Annotated in this window: 14 protein-coding genes and 1 other annotated feature; all 14 genes read left to right on the forward strand. The window is 40.2% G+C overall.

What is annotated here, in order from left to right; translation table 11 throughout:
- Positions 1 to 126: 126 nt before the first annotated feature.
- On the forward strand, positions 127 to 273 hold the full coding sequence (gene rpmG / locus AC1DKZ_RS27375) for a 50S ribosomal protein L33 (protein WP_012260172.1): 147 nt from the start codon (positions 127 to 129) through the stop codon (positions 271 to 273).
- A gap of 32 nt (positions 274 to 305) precedes the next feature.
- Entirely contained in the window at positions 306 to 485 is a 180-nt protein-coding gene (secE, locus tag AC1DKZ_RS27380) for a preprotein translocase subunit SecE (RefSeq protein ID WP_002009797.1), read from the forward strand.
- A 131-nt stretch (positions 486 to 616) separates the two neighbouring features.
- Positions 617 to 1150, forward strand: coding sequence for a transcription termination/antitermination protein NusG (gene nusG, locus AC1DKZ_RS27385; protein ID WP_002009795.1), 534 nt, complete (start codon positions 617 to 619; stop codon positions 1148 to 1150).
- Positions 1151 to 1318: 168 nt separating this feature from the next.
- Entirely contained in the window at positions 1319 to 1744 is a 426-nt protein-coding gene (gene rplK, locus AC1DKZ_RS27390; RefSeq protein ID WP_001085872.1) for a 50S ribosomal protein L11, read from the forward strand.
- 180 nt (positions 1745 to 1924) lie between these two features.
- Positions 1925 to 2617 carry a 50S ribosomal protein L1 gene (rplA, locus tag AC1DKZ_RS27395; RefSeq protein ID WP_002009792.1) on the forward strand — a complete coding sequence of 231 codons (693 nt, stop codon included), beginning with the start codon at positions 1925 to 1927 and terminating at the stop codon, positions 2615 to 2617.
- 49 nt (positions 2618 to 2666) lie between these two features.
- Positions 2667 to 2812 (forward strand) — a sequence feature (ribosomal protein L10 leader region).
- A 39-nt stretch (positions 2813 to 2851) separates the two neighbouring features.
- Positions 2852 to 3352, forward strand: coding sequence for a 50S ribosomal protein L10 (gene rplJ / locus AC1DKZ_RS27400; RefSeq protein WP_002009790.1), 501 nt, complete (start codon positions 2852 to 2854; stop codon positions 3350 to 3352).
- Between the two features lie 67 nt (positions 3353 to 3419).
- Complete coding sequence (rplL, locus tag AC1DKZ_RS27405; protein ID WP_002009788.1) at positions 3420 to 3779, forward strand: 50S ribosomal protein L7/L12; 360 nt, start codon at positions 3420 to 3422, stop codon at positions 3777 to 3779.
- A gap of 76 nt (positions 3780 to 3855) precedes the next feature.
- Positions 3856 to 4455: a class I SAM-dependent methyltransferase gene (locus AC1DKZ_RS27410; protein ID WP_002124684.1), complete on the forward strand. Its 600-nt coding sequence runs from the start codon at positions 3856 to 3858 to the stop codon at positions 4453 to 4455.
- Positions 4456 to 4746: 291 nt separating this feature from the next.
- Positions 4747 to 8280: a DNA-directed RNA polymerase subunit beta gene (gene rpoB / locus AC1DKZ_RS27415; RefSeq protein ID WP_002113316.1), complete on the forward strand. Its 3534-nt coding sequence runs from the start codon at positions 4747 to 4749 to the stop codon at positions 8278 to 8280.
- Positions 8281 to 8317: 37 nt separating this feature from the next.
- The gene (gene rpoC / locus AC1DKZ_RS27420) at positions 8318 to 11929 is read left to right on the forward strand and encodes a DNA-directed RNA polymerase subunit beta' (protein ID WP_002009783.1); all 3612 of its coding nucleotides are present in this window, start codon (positions 8318 to 8320) and stop codon (positions 11927 to 11929) included.
- A gap of 113 nt (positions 11930 to 12042) precedes the next feature.
- Entirely contained in the window at positions 12043 to 12291 is a 249-nt protein-coding gene (locus AC1DKZ_RS27425; RefSeq protein WP_000121833.1) for a 50S ribosomal protein L7ae-like protein, read from the forward strand.
- A 114-nt stretch (positions 12292 to 12405) separates the two neighbouring features.
- On the forward strand, positions 12406 to 12828 hold the full coding sequence (gene rpsL / locus AC1DKZ_RS27430; RefSeq protein WP_001142341.1) for a 30S ribosomal protein S12: 423 nt from the start codon (positions 12406 to 12408) through the stop codon (positions 12826 to 12828).
- Positions 12829 to 12857: 29 nt separating this feature from the next.
- On the forward strand, positions 12858 to 13328 hold the full coding sequence (rpsG, locus tag AC1DKZ_RS27435; RefSeq protein ID WP_001137492.1) for a 30S ribosomal protein S7: 471 nt from the start codon (positions 12858 to 12860) through the stop codon (positions 13326 to 13328).
- A 207-nt stretch (positions 13329 to 13535) separates the two neighbouring features.
- Complete coding sequence (gene fusA, locus AC1DKZ_RS27440; protein WP_113938449.1) at positions 13536 to 15614, forward strand: elongation factor G; 2079 nt, start codon at positions 13536 to 13538, stop codon at positions 15612 to 15614.
- Positions 15615 to 15627 lie beyond the last annotated feature (13 nt).

Consider the following 15627-nt stretch of genomic DNA (forward strand, 5'->3'; position numbering starts at 1 on the left):
AGTGCCGCAGGTGTAAAATAATTCACCTGTTTTCTTTTTGTTAAGAGAGTGAAAGTCATGACATTGACATTATCTTTTGTTGTATGATACATTTTTAGGGACAATGTTACAAGGTTGGTGTAACTAATGAGGAAAAAAGTTGTACTCTCATGTGAAGAGTGTAAAAATCGAAACTACTCTACGATGAAAGATACGAGCTCAGTAGAGCGACTTGAGATAAAGAAGTTTTGTAAAACATGCAATAAGCATACAGTTCACAAAGAAACAAAATAAATAATTGAAATAATACACTGGAGGTCCCGTAGATGCGTTTAACGAACTTTTTCGGCGATGTAGGTCGCGAAATGAAAAAAGTAAGTTGGCCTAAAAAAGATGAATTACTCCGCTCAACAACGACTGTTATCGCGACAGTTGTGTTCTTTGCGATTTTCTTCGCAGTGGTTGATATGGGCATTTCTTCTTTAATTCGGTTAATTCTTGGTTAATTCTTGAATAAGAAGCACTTATCCATGATATAATGTTATTTATAAGAACTGTGTAAAAGCCCGGTGAACGGGTTTTTTCATTTGCGCAAAAAAATGTACGTCAGGGAGGGAAGGACGCTCGTCCTAAATGAATGGAAAAAAGTTGGTATGTTGTCCATACTTATTCTGGATATGAAAATAAAGTAAAAGCAAACCTAGAGAAACGTGTAGAATCAATGGGTATGCAAGATAAAATTTTCCGTGTTGTTGTCCCGGAAGAAGTAGAAGTAGAAATGAAAAATGGTAAAGAAAAAATAACGAAAAGAAAAGTGTTCCCAGGTTACGTATTAGTAGAACTAATCATGACTGACGATTCTTGGTATGTTGTTCGTAACACGCCAGGTGTAACAGGTTTTGTCGGTTCTTCTGGTTCAGGATCTAAACCATCGCCTCTATTAGAAGAGGAAGTTGTTACCATCATGAAGCATATGGGAATGGACAATGAAGTGGTTGATTTCGAATTTGAACTTCATGAAACAGTGCGTGTAAATGAGGGACCATTCGCGGATTATACAGGTGCGATTGAAGAAATTGATGTGGAAAAGAAAAAAGTTAGCGTGCTTGTAGACATGTTCGGTCGCGAGACTCCGGTTGAACTTGATTTCCATCAAATCGAAAAATTATAAAATGAAACTTGAAATGAATTGTAAAAAGTGATAATATCTTTTAAGTCAGTACGTCTTCGGTAACGGAGACGTTTTTTGAAAAAGATTTTATCATTATGATAAAATATGAAGTGGGAGGGCAAATCACTGCCCAATTGACCACATCACGGACTTAAGGAGGTGTGTCTCGTGGCTAAAAAGGTAATTAAAATGGTAAAACTTCAGATTCCTGCAGGTAAAGCTAATCCAGCTCCGCCGGTTGGTCCAGCATTAGGACAAGCAGGTGTTAACATCATGGGCTTCTGTAAAGAGTTTAACGCTCGTACAGCTGATCAAGCTGGTCTTATCATCCCTGTTGAAATTACGGTATTTGAGGACCGTTCATTCACTTTCATTACTAAAACTCCTCCTGCTGCTGTTCTTCTTAAGAAAGTAGCTGGTATTGAGTCTGGTTCTGGTGAACCAAACCGTAATAAAGTGGCAACTGTTAAGCGTGATAAAGTACGCGAAATCGCTGAAACTAAAATGCCTGACCTAAACGCTGCTAGCGTAGAAGCTGCAATGCGTATGGTTGAAGGTACTGCGCGCAGTATGGGCATCGTTATCGAAGACTAATTCGATTTGTTTTTTGTAAAAAAGGTTGCGGGTCTGGAATTCCAATTCGCAACCTTTATTATCGTAAATGATCATCATTTTTAAATAAATGGATGGGCGCACATCCTCGGGGGTTCCCGGAATGAAGGCGTAAACGTGGGAGGTTATTCCGCTAAAACCACATTCAAGGAGGAAACAAACATGGCTAAAAGAGGTAAAAAGTACGTTGAAGCTGCGAAGCTTGTTGATCGTGCATCTGCTTACTCTGCAACAGAAGCAGTAGAATTAGTAAAGAAAACAAACACAGCTAAATTTGATGCAACTGTAGAAGCTGCATTCCGTTTAGGTGTTGACCCTAAGAAAGCTGACCAACAAATTCGTGGTGCAGTTGTTCTTCCACACGGTACTGGTAAAGTACAACGTGTATTAGTATTCGCTAAAGGCGAAAAAGCAAAAGAAGCTGAAGCTGCTGGCGCTGAATTCGTAGGCGATGCTGATTACATCGGTAAAATCCAAAAAGGTTGGTTCGATTTCGATGTAGTAGTAGCAACTCCTGACATGATGGGTGAAGTTGGTAAACTTGGTCGTGTATTAGGACCTAAAGGTTTAATGCCAAACCCTAAAACTGGAACAGTTACTTTCGATGTAACTAAAGCTGTTAACGAAATCAAAGCTGGTAAAGTTGAATACCGCGTTGATAAAGCTGGTAACATCCACGTTCCAATCGGTAAAGTATCTTTCGAAGATGCTAAATTAGTAGAAAACTTCAAAACAATTGCTGACACGCTACAAAAAGCTAAGCCAGCTGCTGCAAAAGGTACTTACATGAAGAACGCAACTGTTGCTTCTACAATGGGACCTGGCGTACGCGTAGACGTTTCTACACTTGCGTAAAAATTGGAAGTTGACTTCATAAAGAAGTTTTAATATAATCATTTATGTTGTGAATTTTAATAGTGTACCGTAGACAGTAGGAGTCGATTCGACTTAATTTCCTACCTAGGTGTTAATATACGAAGCGGAATCTTTTTTCTGTGACTATATGCCTCCATGTCTACAAGTTGGGCATGGAGGTTTTTAGTGCACTTTCGGTACATCTTCTATATAATCTACAGGAGGTGTAATAACATGAGCAAAGTAATCGAAACTAAACAACAAGTTGTAACTGAAATCGCTGAAAAACTTCGCGCGAGTAAATCTACAATTGTTGTTGACTACCGTGGTTTAACAGTTTCTGAAGCAACAGAATTACGTAAAAACTTACGTGAAGCTGGCGTTGAGTTCAAAGTTTACAAAAACTCTTTAACTCGTCGTGCTGCAGAGTCTGCTGAAATGGCTGAGTTAAACGAATTCTTAACAGGACCAAACGCAATCGCGTTCAGTAACGAGGATGTAGTTGCTCCTGCGAAAGTATTAAACGACTTCGCTAAAAATCATGAAGCTTTAGAAATTAAAGCGGGCGTAATCGAAGGTAAACTTGTAACACTTGATGAGGTTAAAGCTATCGCTACTCTTCCATCACGTGAAGGCTTACTTTCTATGCTTCTTAGCGTTCTTCAAGCTCCAATCCGTAACCTTGCACTTGCTACTAAAGCAGTTGCAGATCAAAAGGAAGAGCAAGGCGCTTAATTTTTTAAAAGATAATTACTTGTTATCTATAAAACAATACAAACCTATTTAAGGGAGGATATTTACAATGACTAAAGAACAAATCATTGAAGCAGTTAAATCTATGACTGTATTAGAACTTAACGACTTAGTAAAAGCTATCGAGGAAGAATTCGGCGTAACTGCTGCTGCTCCTGTAGCTGTAGCTGGTGGCGCTGGCGAAGCTGCTGCTGAGCAAACTGAATTTGACGTAGTACTTGCAAGTGCTGGCGCTCAAAAAATCAAAGTTATCAAAGCTGTACGTGAAATCACTGGTCTTGGCTTAAAAGAAGCTAAAGAATTAGTTGACAACACTCCAAAAGCAATCAAAGAAGGCGTTACTAAAGAGGAAGCTGAAGAAATGAAAGCTAAACTTGAAGAAGTTGGCGCTGCTGTAGAAGTTAAGTAATTAACTTTTGGTGCTTTAAAAAAAGCTCGCTCTCATGCGAGCTTTTTTTTTAACTGTAAAGAAAAGAGGTGGCCATATGGCAGACCATTATTTTTCTAACGACCCTTCTAGTAAAAGTGATCGTAAACGATGGGAAGTTACACTTCGTGAATCTCGATTTACTTTTTTATCTGACCATGGGGTGTTCTCGAAAAACGAAGTGGACTTTGGTTCTCGTCTTTTAATTGAAGCGTTTCAAATGCCAGATGTTAAAGGTAATGTGTTAGACGTAGGATGTGGGTACGGTCCAATCGGTTTGTCGTTAGCGAAAGAGTTTCAAAATCGTGAAATTCACATGGTGGATGTGAATGAAAGGGCCTTGGGACTTGCAAAAGAAAATGCCGCTAATAACAGAATTGAAAATATACGTATTTTGCAAAGTAGTGTCTATGAAAATGTAGATGGCAAGTATGCTGTTATTCTATCTAATCCTCCAATTCGTGCTGGTAAAGATATCGTGCATGAGATTTTAGAAAAGGCTGTGGAGTATTTAGTTTCAGGTGGAGAATTGTGGATTGTTATTCAAAAGAAACAAGGTGCGCCATCTGCGATGAAAAAACTAGAAGAAGTATTTTCTGAAGTTGAAGTTGTAGAAAAGAAAAAAGGATATTATATCATAAAATCAAAAAAGCGTTGACGGTTATTTTTGGCTATGTTAACATTATACAATGCCAATATATGATTTTCTGCGTTGAGAAAGATGTATATTTTTGCTTCTCTTGGAAAAGATAGTAAAATCAGCAGATTATGAAACAGAATGATGGTTTTCTTATAGAAGCCATTTTTCTTTTTTGAGCAGGTAGAAAGACTCAACGTATCTATCTTTAAGAGAAAAAAACTACGCTAATAGCAGTAGTTGTATTTATTTGTGATTTTGCACAAATTTTTTTGTGCATTTATAATACTCATGATTTGAGGGGTGAAGCAGTTGACAGGTCAACTAGTTCAATACGGACGCCACCGCCAACGAAGAAGTTATGCCCGTATTAGTGAAGTATTAGAGTTACCAAATCTTATCGAAATTCAAACCTCTTCTTATCAGTGGTTTCTTGATGAGGGTTTGCGAGAAATGTTCCAAGACATTTCTCCGATCGAAGACTTTACGGGAAATCTATCGCTTGAATTTATCGACTACAGCTTGGGTGAACCTAAATACTCTGTAGAAGAATGCAAAGAGCGTGATGTGACGTATGCAGCACCACTTCGTGTAAAAGTGCGTCTAATCAACAAGGAAACTGGTGAAGTAAAAGAACAAGATGTGTTCATGGGAGATTTCCCACTCATGACAGAGACTGGAACATTCGTAATTAACGGTGCAGAACGTGTTATCGTTTCCCAGTTAGTTCGCTCTCCAAGCGTATACTATAGTGGCAAAGTGGATAAAAACGGAAAACGTGGTTTTACTGCTACTGTAATTCCAAACCGCGGAGCTTGGTTAGAGTATGAAACAGATGCTAAGGATGTTGTATATGTGCGTATTGACCGTACGCGTAAACTTCCTGTAACTGTTTTGTTACGCGCATTAGGGTTTGGCTCTGATCAAGAAATCACCGAGCTTTTAGGTGATAACGAATACTTAAGCAATACGTTAGAAAAAGACAACACAGATAGCACAGAGAAAGCATTGCTTGAAATTTATGAGCGTCTACGCCCTGGTGAACCACCAACAGTAGAAAATGCAAAGAGCTTACTTGTGTCTCGTTTCTTTGATCCGAAGCGCTACGATTTAGCAAATGTAGGTCGCTATAAGATCAACAAAAAGCTACACATTAAAAACAGATTGTTTAACCAACGTTTAGCTGAAACACTGGTGGATCCAGAAACTGGTGAAATTTTAGCGGCAGAAGGAACAGTCTTAGATCGTCGTACACTGGATCGCATTCTACCTTACTTAGAGAAAAACATTGGATTCAAAACAGCGAAACCAATGGGTGGAGTGGTAGCAGGCGATGTTGAGCTGCAATCTATTAAGATTTATGCTCCAGAATCAGAAGGCGAACGATCTATAAACGTAATTGGGAATGCAAATATTACTCGTGATATAAAACACATCACACCAGGTGATATTCTTGCTTCTATTAGCTACTTCTTTAACTTGCTATATAAAGTAGGGGATACAGATGATATTGACCACTTAGGAAATCGTCGTCTGCGTTCTGTAGGAGAGTTACTACAAAACCAATTCCGTATCGGTCTTTCTCGTATGGAACGTGTTGTTCGTGAGAGAATGTCGATTCAAGATACAAATGCAATTACACCACAAGCGTTAATTAACATTCGCCCGGTTATTGCATCTATTAAAGAGTTCTTCGGAAGTTCTCAGTTATCTCAGTTCATGGATCAAACAAACCCATTAGCAGAGTTAACTCACAAACGAAGACTATCTGCATTAGGACCCGGTGGTTTAACGCGTGAGCGCGCAGGCTTTGAAGTACGTGACGTTCACTACTCTCACTATGGTCGTATGTGTCCAATTGAAACGCCAGAGGGACCAAACATCGGTTTGATTAACTCATTATCTTCGTTTGCGAAAGTAAATGAGTTTGGTTTCATTGAAACGCCATACCGTCGTGTTGACCCAGAAACTGGTCTTGTAACAGGGCAGGTTGATTATTTAACAGCAGATGAAGAAGATAACTATGTTGTAGCCCAAGCGAATATGAAATTATCTGAAGTAGGGGAATTCCTTGATGAAGATATCGTAGCTCGTTTCCGTGGTGAAAACATTGTCACAAATAAAGAACGCATCGACTACATGGATGTATCTCCAAAACAAGTAGTGTCGGCAGCGACAGCTTGTATTCCGTTCTTAGAAAACGATGACTCTAACCGCGCACTTATGGGAGCGAACATGCAACGTCAGGCGGTTCCGTTAATAAATCCGGAATCTCCGATTGTAGGTACAGGTATGGAGTACGTATCAGCAAAAGACTCAGGTGCTGCAGTAATCTGTAAACAGCCTGGTGTTGTTGAGCGCGTAGAAGCACGTGAAGTTTGGGTACGTCGCTATGTAGACGTTGACGGTCAAACAGTAAAAGGCGACTTAGATCGCTACAAAATGCAAAAATTCATTCGTTCTAACCAAGGAACTTGCTACAACCAACGTCCAATCGTAAGTGTTGGGGACCAAGTTGTAAAAGGTGAAATCCTTGCGGATGGTCCTTCTATGGAACTAGGTGAACTGGCGCTTGGACGTAACGTGCTTGTTGGCTTTATGACATGGGACGGTTATAACTATGAGGATGCGATCATCATGAGTGAGCGCCTTGTAAAAGATGATGTGTACACTTCTATCCATATTGAAGAATATGAATCAGAAGCTCGTGATACGAAGCTTGGACCAGAAGAAATTACACGTGATATCCCGAATGTTGGAGAAGATGCACTTCGTAATCTTGACGAGCGCGGTATTATTCGCGTCGGTGCTGAAGTAAAAGATGGAGATCTACTTGTTGGTAAAGTAACGCCAAAAGGTGTAACAGAATTAACGGCAGAAGAACGTCTATTACATGCAATCTTCGGTGAAAAAGCACGTGAAGTACGTGATACATCACTACGTGTACCACACGGTGGTGGCGGTATTATATTAGACGTAAAAGTGTTTAACCGTGAAGATGGCGATGAATTGCCACCAGGCGTGAATCAACTTGTACGTGCATATATCGTTCAAAAGCGTAAAATTTCTGAAGGTGACAAAATGGCCGGTCGTCATGGTAACAAAGGTGTTATTTCCCGTATTTTACCGGAAGAAGATATGCCTTACTTACCAGATGGTACGCCAATCGATATCATGTTAAACCCATTAGGGGTACCATCTCGTATGAATATCGGTCAGGTATTAGAGCTTCATCTTGGTATGGCAGCAAGATACCTTGGTATTCACATTGCAACACCGGTATTCGATGGTGCTCGTGAGGAAGATGTATGGGGCACAATTGAAGAAGCTGGTATGGCAAATGACGCGAAAACAATCCTGTATGACGGACGTACTGGTGAGCCATTCGATAACCGTGTATCTGTTGGTGTCATGTATATGATCAAACTTGCGCACATGGTTGACGATAAACTTCATGCTCGTTCTACTGGACCATACTCACTTGTAACGCAGCAACCTCTTGGAGGTAAAGCTCAGTTCGGTGGACAGCGTTTCGGTGAGATGGAGGTTTGGGCACTTGAAGCTTATGGTGCCGCTTATACTCTTCAAGAAATCTTAACAGTGAAGTCTGATGATGTTATTGGGCGTGTTAAGACGTATGAAGCAATTGTTAAAGGTGAAAATGTTCCAGAACCAGGTGTTCCTGAATCATTCAAAGTATTGATTAAAGAACTGCAAAGTTTAGGTATGGACGTTAAAATGATGTCTATCAACGATACAGAAATTGAAATGCGTGATACGGAAGATGACGATGATCATCAATCAGCAGATAAATTGAATGTTGAAGTTGAGACAACTAAGGAATAATTGGGATAACCTGTAGACTAAAAGGGAGGTAGGCCCCTTGATAGATGTAAATAACTTTGAATATATGAAGATTGGACTTGCTTCACCTGACAAGATTCGTTCTTGGTCATACGGTGAAGTTAAGAAACCAGAAACAATTAACTATCGTACGTTAAAGCCTGAAAAAGATGGCTTGTTCTGTGAGCGTATTTTCGGACCACAAAAGGACTGGGAATGTCATTGCGGAAAATATAAACGTGTACGTTATAAAGGTGTAGTTTGTGATCGATGTGGCGTTGAAGTAACGCGTGCAAAAGTTCGTCGTGAACGTATGGGTCATATCGAATTAGCTGCTCCTGTATCTCATATTTGGTATTTCAAAGGTATCCCGAGCCGCATGGGACTTGTCTTAGACATGTCCCCTCGCGCGCTTGAAGAAGTAATTTATTTCGCTTCTTATGTTGTAACAGAAAGTGGAGATACACCACTTGATAAGAAGCAATTACTTTCTGAAAAAGAATACCGTGCATATCGTGATCGATATGGCAGTACATTCCATGCTGCTATGGGTGCAGAAGCGATTAAAAAATTACTGCAAGACATCGATTTAGATAAAGAAGTAGACTTCTTAAAAGAAGAATTAAAAACAGCACAAGGACAACGCCGTACTCGTGCTATTAAACGTCTAGAAGTATTAGAAGCATTCCGTAACTCTGGAAATCACCCATCTTGGATGATCTTAGAGGTTCTTCCAGTTATCCCACCAGAACTACGCCCAATGGTACAGTTAGATGGTGGACGTTTTGCTACTTCTGACTTAAACGACTTATATCGTCGTGTAATTAACCGTAACAACCGTTTAAAACGTCTATTGGACTTAGGTGCACCAAGCATTATCGTTCAAAATGAAAAACGTATGTTACAAGAAGCTGTAGACGCATTAATCGATAATGGTCGCCGTGGCCGTCCAGTTACTGGACCAGGTAACCGTCCATTAAAATCACTATCTCACATGCTTAAAGGTAAACAAGGACGTTTCCGTCAAAACTTATTAGGTAAACGTGTTGACTACTCTGGCCGTTCTGTAATCGTTGTAGGACCGAACTTAAAGATGTACCAATGTGGATTGCCGAAAGAAATGGCACTTGAATTGTTTAAACCTTTCGTTATGAAAGAGTTAGTTGGAAAAGGATTAGCACACAACATTAAGAGTGCTAAACGTAAAATCGAGCGTGTACACCCTGAAGTTTGGGACGTTTTAGAATCTGTGATCAAAGAGCATCCAGTACTTCTAAACCGCGCACCAACACTTCACCGTCTTGGTATCCAGGCGTTTGAACCTACACTAGTAGAAGGTCGTGCAATCCGTCTTCACCCACTTGTATGTACTGCATACAACGCGGACTTTGACGGTGACCAAATGGCGGTTCACGTTCCGTTATCATCAGAGGCACAAGCAGAAGCTCGTATCCTTATGTTAGCGGCACAAAACATCTTGAATCCAAAAGACGGAAAACCAGTTGTTACTCCATCTCAGGATATGGTATTAGGTAACTATTACTTAACACTTGAGCGCGAGGGTGCAATCGGTGAAGGTATGGTCTTCAAAGATGCAAACGAAGCAATACTTGCATACCAAAATGGATATGTACATCTGCACACACGTGTTGCAGTTGCTGCGAGTTCGGTAAATAATGTAACGTTTACTGAAGAGCAAAAGAGTAAGCTTCTATTAACAACAGTTGGTAAATTAATATTTAACGAAATCTTACCAGAGTCGTTCCCTTATATTAATGAACCAACAAACTCAAACCTTGAAAAAGAAACACCAGCGGAATATTTCGTTGAAAAAGGTGCGAACATTAAAGAAATTATTGCTAGTCGCGAAGAAGTGGCACCATTTAGCAAGAAAATCCTTGGTAACATTATTGCGGAAGTATTCAAACGTTTCCAAATTACAGAAACGTCTCGCATGCTTGACCGTATGAAAAACTTAGGATTTAAATACTCTACAAAAGCTGGTATTACAGTTGGGGTATCAGATATTCTTGTATTAGGTGAAAAAGATGAAATTCTCCATGAAGCACAAGCAAAAGTAGATAATGTAATTAAACAATTCCGTCGCGGTTTAATCACGGAAGAAGAACGTTACGATCGCGTTATCTCTATTTGGAGTAATGCAAAAGATGTTATCCAAGGAAAGCTGATGAAATCCTTGAATAAACGCAACCCAATCTTCATGATGAGTGATTCCGGTGCCCGTGGTAACGCATCGAACTTTACTCAGCTTGCTGGTATGCGTGGTCTGATGGCCAATCCATCTGGTCGTATCATTGAGCTTCCGATCAAATCGAGTTTCCGTGAAGGTTTAACAGTACTTGAGTACTTCATCTCTACGCATGGTGCGCGTAAAGGTCTTGCCGATACAGCACTTAAAACTGCCGATTCTGGTTACTTAACACGTCGTCTTGTAGACGTTGCACAAGATGTAATTGTTCGTCAAGATGATTGTGGAACAGATCGCGGTTTACTAATTGGTGCGATTAAAGAGGGTAATGAAGTTATTGAGTCACTATATGATCGTCTTGTTGGACGTTTTGCAAGAAAAACTGTAAAACATCCTGAAACAGGTGAAGTATTAGTTGTTGAAAATCAATTAATTACTGAAGATATTGCTCATATCGTTGAAAAGTCGGGTGTTGAAACTGTAAACATTCGTTCAGCGTTTACGTGTAATACTCGCCATGGTGTATGTAAGAAGTGTTACGGTCGTAACTTAGCAACTGGTACAGACGTAGAAGTAGGAGAAGCGGTAGGTATTATCGCAGCTCAATCTATCGGTGAGCCAGGTACACAGTTAACGATGCGTACGTTCCATACAGGTGGGGTTGCCGGGGATGATATCACACAAGGTTTACCTCGTATCCAAGAGATCTTCGAAGCTCGTAATCCGAAGGGTCAGGCAGTTATCAGTGAAATTGACGGTGTTATCGCAGCGATCAACGATGTTAAAGATCGCCAAGAAGTAGTTGTACAGGGTGAAGTTGAAGCTCGTACGTATGCTATTCCTTACGGTGCTCGTCTGAAAGTAACTCTAGGACAGCCAATTAGCCACGGTAAAGAGTTAACAGAAGGTTCTATTGATCCGAAGGAATTACTAAAAGTAACGGACATTACAGCAGTTCAAGAATACTTATTACGTGAAGTTCAAAAAGTATACCGTATGCAAGGGGTAGAAATTGGTGACAAACACGTAGAAGTAATGGTACGTCAAATGCTACGTAAAGTTCGTGTAAGTGATGCGGGTGAAACAGATGTATTACCAGGAACATTACTAGATATCCATCAGTTTACTGATGCGAATGCGAAGGTGTTACTGAAAGGTAAACAACCAGCAACGGCTAGACCGGTTCTACTTGGTATTACAAAAGCTTCACTTGAGACAGATTCGTTCTTATCTGCGGCGTCATTCCAAGAAACAACTCGTGTTCTAACAGATGCAGCAATTAAGGGTAAACGCGATGAGCTTCTAGGATTGAAAGAGAATGTTATTATAGGTAAGCTTGTTCCTGCTGGAACAGGTATGAATCGTTATCGCAAAGTGGATCTTGTAAAAACAACACAAGATAACATGAATGTAGAAAACGATGAAGTTTATGTGGAACAGTAAAATTTTCCGTCGTAAATTTTGTATAAAAACAGCTGATCCTAGTTGACATTGTATGAGACAAAATGTTACTATAATCAAGGTTGCTCCTGAACGATGCTTTGGAGGATATTTAAATGTCTTATCAAAAAGTGTCAAATGCTGAAAATGTAGTCGTTGGTCATAAACGAACATTGGAAGCAATCAAAAATGGTATAGTTAAAGAAGTTGTTATTGCAGAAGATGCTGATGTGCGGTTAACCCATGTTATCATTCGTACTGCCTTGCAACATAACATACCCATAACCAAAGTTGAATCAGTTCGTAAGCTTGGAAAAGTTTCGGGGATTCAAGTGGGAGCTTCAGCAATAGGAATAATAAGTTAAAACTGTTTTTGTGAGGAGAGAGCATTTGCTCTTCCTTGCAAAAACTTTGTTTTCAACTAATAATGAACCACCTGGATATGTGGTCATACAAACATGCGAAGGGAGGATAATCAAATGCCTACTATTAACCAATTAGTGAGAAATGGTCGTACTGATAAAGTATGGAAGTCTAAATCACCTGCGTTAAACAAAGGTTTTAATTCTTTAAAGAAAAAATCAACTGATATCTCTGCACCTCAAAAACGTGGTGTGTGTACTCGTGTTGGTACAATGACTCCGAAGAAACCGAACTCAGCGTTACGTAAATACGCTCGTGTACGTTTAACAAACGGTATTGAAGTTACAGCTTACATCCCAGGTATCGGTCATAACCTACAAGAGCATAGCGTAGTATTAATTCGCGGTGGTCGAGTAAAGGATTTACCAGGGGTACGTTACCACATCGTTCGTGGTGCGCTTGATACAGCTGGTGTTGACAAACGTATGCAAGGACGTTCTAAATATGGTACTAAGCGACCAAAACCTGCTAAAAAATAATAAACTTATAATGAAAGGAGGAACTCAATATGCCTCGTAAAGGACCTGTTGCGAAACGTGACGTGTTACCAGATCCAATGTACAATTCTAAACTTGTAACACGCCTAATCAACAAAATGATGGTTGACGGTAAAAAAGGTAAATCTCAAACAATTCTTTATAACGCTTTCGATATCGTTCGTGAACGTTCAGATAAAGAACCAATGGAAGTATTCGAGCAAGCTCTTAAGAACATCATGCCTGTTCTTGAAGTACGCGCTCGTCGTGTTGGTGGTGCTAACTACCAAGTTCCAGTTGAGGTTCGTCCAGAACGCCGTACAACTTTAGGTCTTCGCTGGTTAGTAAACTATGCTCGTCTTCGTGGTGAAAAAACTATGGAAGAGCGTCTAGCTTACGAAATCTTAGATGCAGCTAACAACGCTGGTGCATCTGTTAAGAAACGTGAAGACACTCATAAAATGGCAGAAGCTAACAAAGCATTTGCTCATTACCGTTGGTAGGATTCAACGTAAAATAAATTGTAAGCATAAACCGCTTTATTTGTCGCTTATGGAAGTGTGGAGAGGGAGAATGCCTCTCCCTTTCGTTGGGCGCTCGTTTTACATAATGAGGGTACTGGACACTGGCATATGTAACAATATAAAGTGGCTTTTTTGCTACTTAAAATAAAATAATCCAATCCATATATGGAAGGAGCAAGACACCAAATGACTAGAGAGTTCTCTTTAGAAAACACTCGTAATATTGGTATCATGGCTCACATCGATGCTGGTAAAACAACAGCAACTGAGCGTATTCTGTATTACACAGGACGTATTCATAAAATCGGTGAAACTCATGAAGGTGCATCTCAGATGGACTGGATGGAGCAAGAGCAAGAACGTGGTATCACAATTACTTCTGCTGCAACTACAGCACAATGGAAAGGTCACCGTGTAAATATCATTGACACTCCAGGACACGTAGATTTCACAGTAGAAGTAGAACGTTCTTTACGCGTACTTGATGGCGCAGTAGCAGTACTTGATGCACAATCTGGTGTAGAACCACAAACAGAAACTGTTTGGCGTCAGGCTACTACTTATGGTGTACCTCGTATCGTATTCGTTAACAAAATGGATAAGATTGGTGCAGATTTCTTATACTCTGTAGGAACAATCCACGATCGTTTACAAGCAAACGCACATCCAATTCAGTTACCAATCGGTGCTGAAGATGAGTTCAATGGTATCATTGACCTTGTTGAAGAGTGTGCTTACATGTACTCTAACGATTTAGGAACAGACATCGAGCGTGTCGAAATTCCTGAAGAGCATAAAGAATTAGCTGAAGAATACCGTGGAAAACTTATTGAAGCGGTAGCTGAGCTTGATGAAGAAATGATGATGAAGTACCTAGAAGGTGAAGAAATCACTGTAGAAGAGCTTAAAGCTGGTATCCGTAAGGCTACAACTTCTGTAGAATTCTTCCCAGTAATCTGTGGTTCTGCATTCAAAAATAAAGGTGTTCAAATTCTGTTAGACGCAGTTATCGACTACCTACCATCTCCATTAGATGTACCTGCTATTAAAGGTACTCTTCCGGATACAGATGAAGCTATCGAGCGTAAGTCTAGCGATGAAGAACCATTCGCAGCTTTAGCATTCAAAATCATGACTGATCCTTATGTTGGTAAGTTAACGTTCTTCCGTGTGTACTCTGGTGTGTTAAACTCTGGATCATACGTGAAAAACTCAACTAAAGGTAAGCGTGAGCGTGTAGGTCGTATCCTACAAATGCACGCTAACAGCCGTGAAGAGATTTCAACAGTTTACGCTGGTGATATCGCTGCTGCTGTAGGTTTAAAAGATACTACTACTGGTGATACTCTTTGTGACGAGAAGAGCCTTGTTATCCTTGAGTCTATGGAATTCCCAGAGCCAGTTATCTCTGTAGCTATCGAACCAAAATCTAAAGCTGACCAAGATAAAATGGGTACAGCATTATCTAAGCTTTCTGAAGAAGATCCAACATTCCGTGCTCACACTGACCAAGAAACTGGCCAAACAATCATCGCTGGTATGGGTGAACTTCACCTTGATATCATTGTTGACCGTATGCGCCGTGAATTCAAAGTGGAAGCAAACGTTGGTGCTCCTCAGGTAGCATACCGTGAGACTTTCCGCGCTGCTGCGAAAGTTGAAGGTAAGTTCGCTCGTCAATCTGGTGGTCGTGGACAATTCGGTCACGTTTGGATTGAGTTTGAACCTAATGAAGAAGGTAAAGGATTCGAATTCCAAAACAAGGTAGTCGGTGGTGTAGTTCCACGTGAATACATCCCAGCTGTTGGAGCGGGTCTTGAAGACGCACTTAAAAATGGTGTACTAGCTGGTTATCCACTAGTTGATATTAAAGCTGCGTTAGTTGACGGATCTTACCATGATGTCGATTCATCTGAGATGGCGTTCAAAATCGCTGCATCTATGGCGCTTAAAGCTGCGGTTTCTAAATGTAGCCCAGTAATTCTTGAGCCAATGATGAAAGTTGAAGTTGTAATTCCTGAAGAGTACATGGGTGACATTATGGGCGACGTAACATCTCGTCGTGGACGTGTAGAAGGTATGGAAGCTCGCGGTAACGCTCAAGTTGTTCGCGCTATGGTTCCACTTTCTGAAATGTTCGGTTATGCAACGGCATTACGTTCTAACACTCAAGGACGCGGAACATTCTCAATGACATTTGATCATTATGAAGAAGTACCGAAGTCTGTTTCTGAAGAAATTATTAAAAAAAATAAAGGTGAATAATTGATTTTTATCG

This window comes from Bacillus sp. 05T21 (assembly GCF_056396785.1).

What these genes read in the sequence shown, in the direction of transcription:
- rpmG (WP_012260172.1), top strand. Translation starts at nt 127, where the DNA reads ATGAGGAAAAAAGTTGTACTCTCATGTGAAGAGTGTAAAAATCGAAAC.
- secE (WP_002009797.1), top strand. Translation starts at nt 306, where the DNA reads ATGCGTTTAACGAACTTTTTCGGCGATGTAGGTCGCGAAATGAAAAAA.
- nusG (WP_002009795.1), top strand. Translation starts at nt 617, where the DNA reads ATGGAAAAAAGTTGGTATGTTGTCCATACTTATTCTGGATATGAAAAT.
- rplA (WP_002009792.1), top strand. Translation starts at nt 1,925, where the DNA reads ATGGCTAAAAGAGGTAAAAAGTACGTTGAAGCTGCGAAGCTTGTTGAT.
- rplJ (WP_002009790.1), top strand. Translation starts at nt 2,852, where the DNA reads ATGAGCAAAGTAATCGAAACTAAACAACAAGTTGTAACTGAAATCGCT.
- rplL (WP_002009788.1), top strand. Translation starts at nt 3,420, where the DNA reads ATGACTAAAGAACAAATCATTGAAGCAGTTAAATCTATGACTGTATTA.
- AC1DKZ_RS27410 (WP_002124684.1), top strand. Translation starts at nt 3,856, where the DNA reads ATGGCAGACCATTATTTTTCTAACGACCCTTCTAGTAAAAGTGATCGT.
- AC1DKZ_RS27425 (WP_000121833.1), top strand. Translation starts at nt 12,043, where the DNA reads ATGTCTTATCAAAAAGTGTCAAATGCTGAAAATGTAGTCGTTGGTCAT.
- rpsL (WP_001142341.1), top strand. Translation starts at nt 12,406, where the DNA reads ATGCCTACTATTAACCAATTAGTGAGAAATGGTCGTACTGATAAAGTA.
- rpsG (WP_001137492.1), top strand. Translation starts at nt 12,858, where the DNA reads ATGCCTCGTAAAGGACCTGTTGCGAAACGTGACGTGTTACCAGATCCA.
- fusA (WP_113938449.1), top strand. Translation starts at nt 13,536, where the DNA reads ATGACTAGAGAGTTCTCTTTAGAAAACACTCGTAATATTGGTATCATG.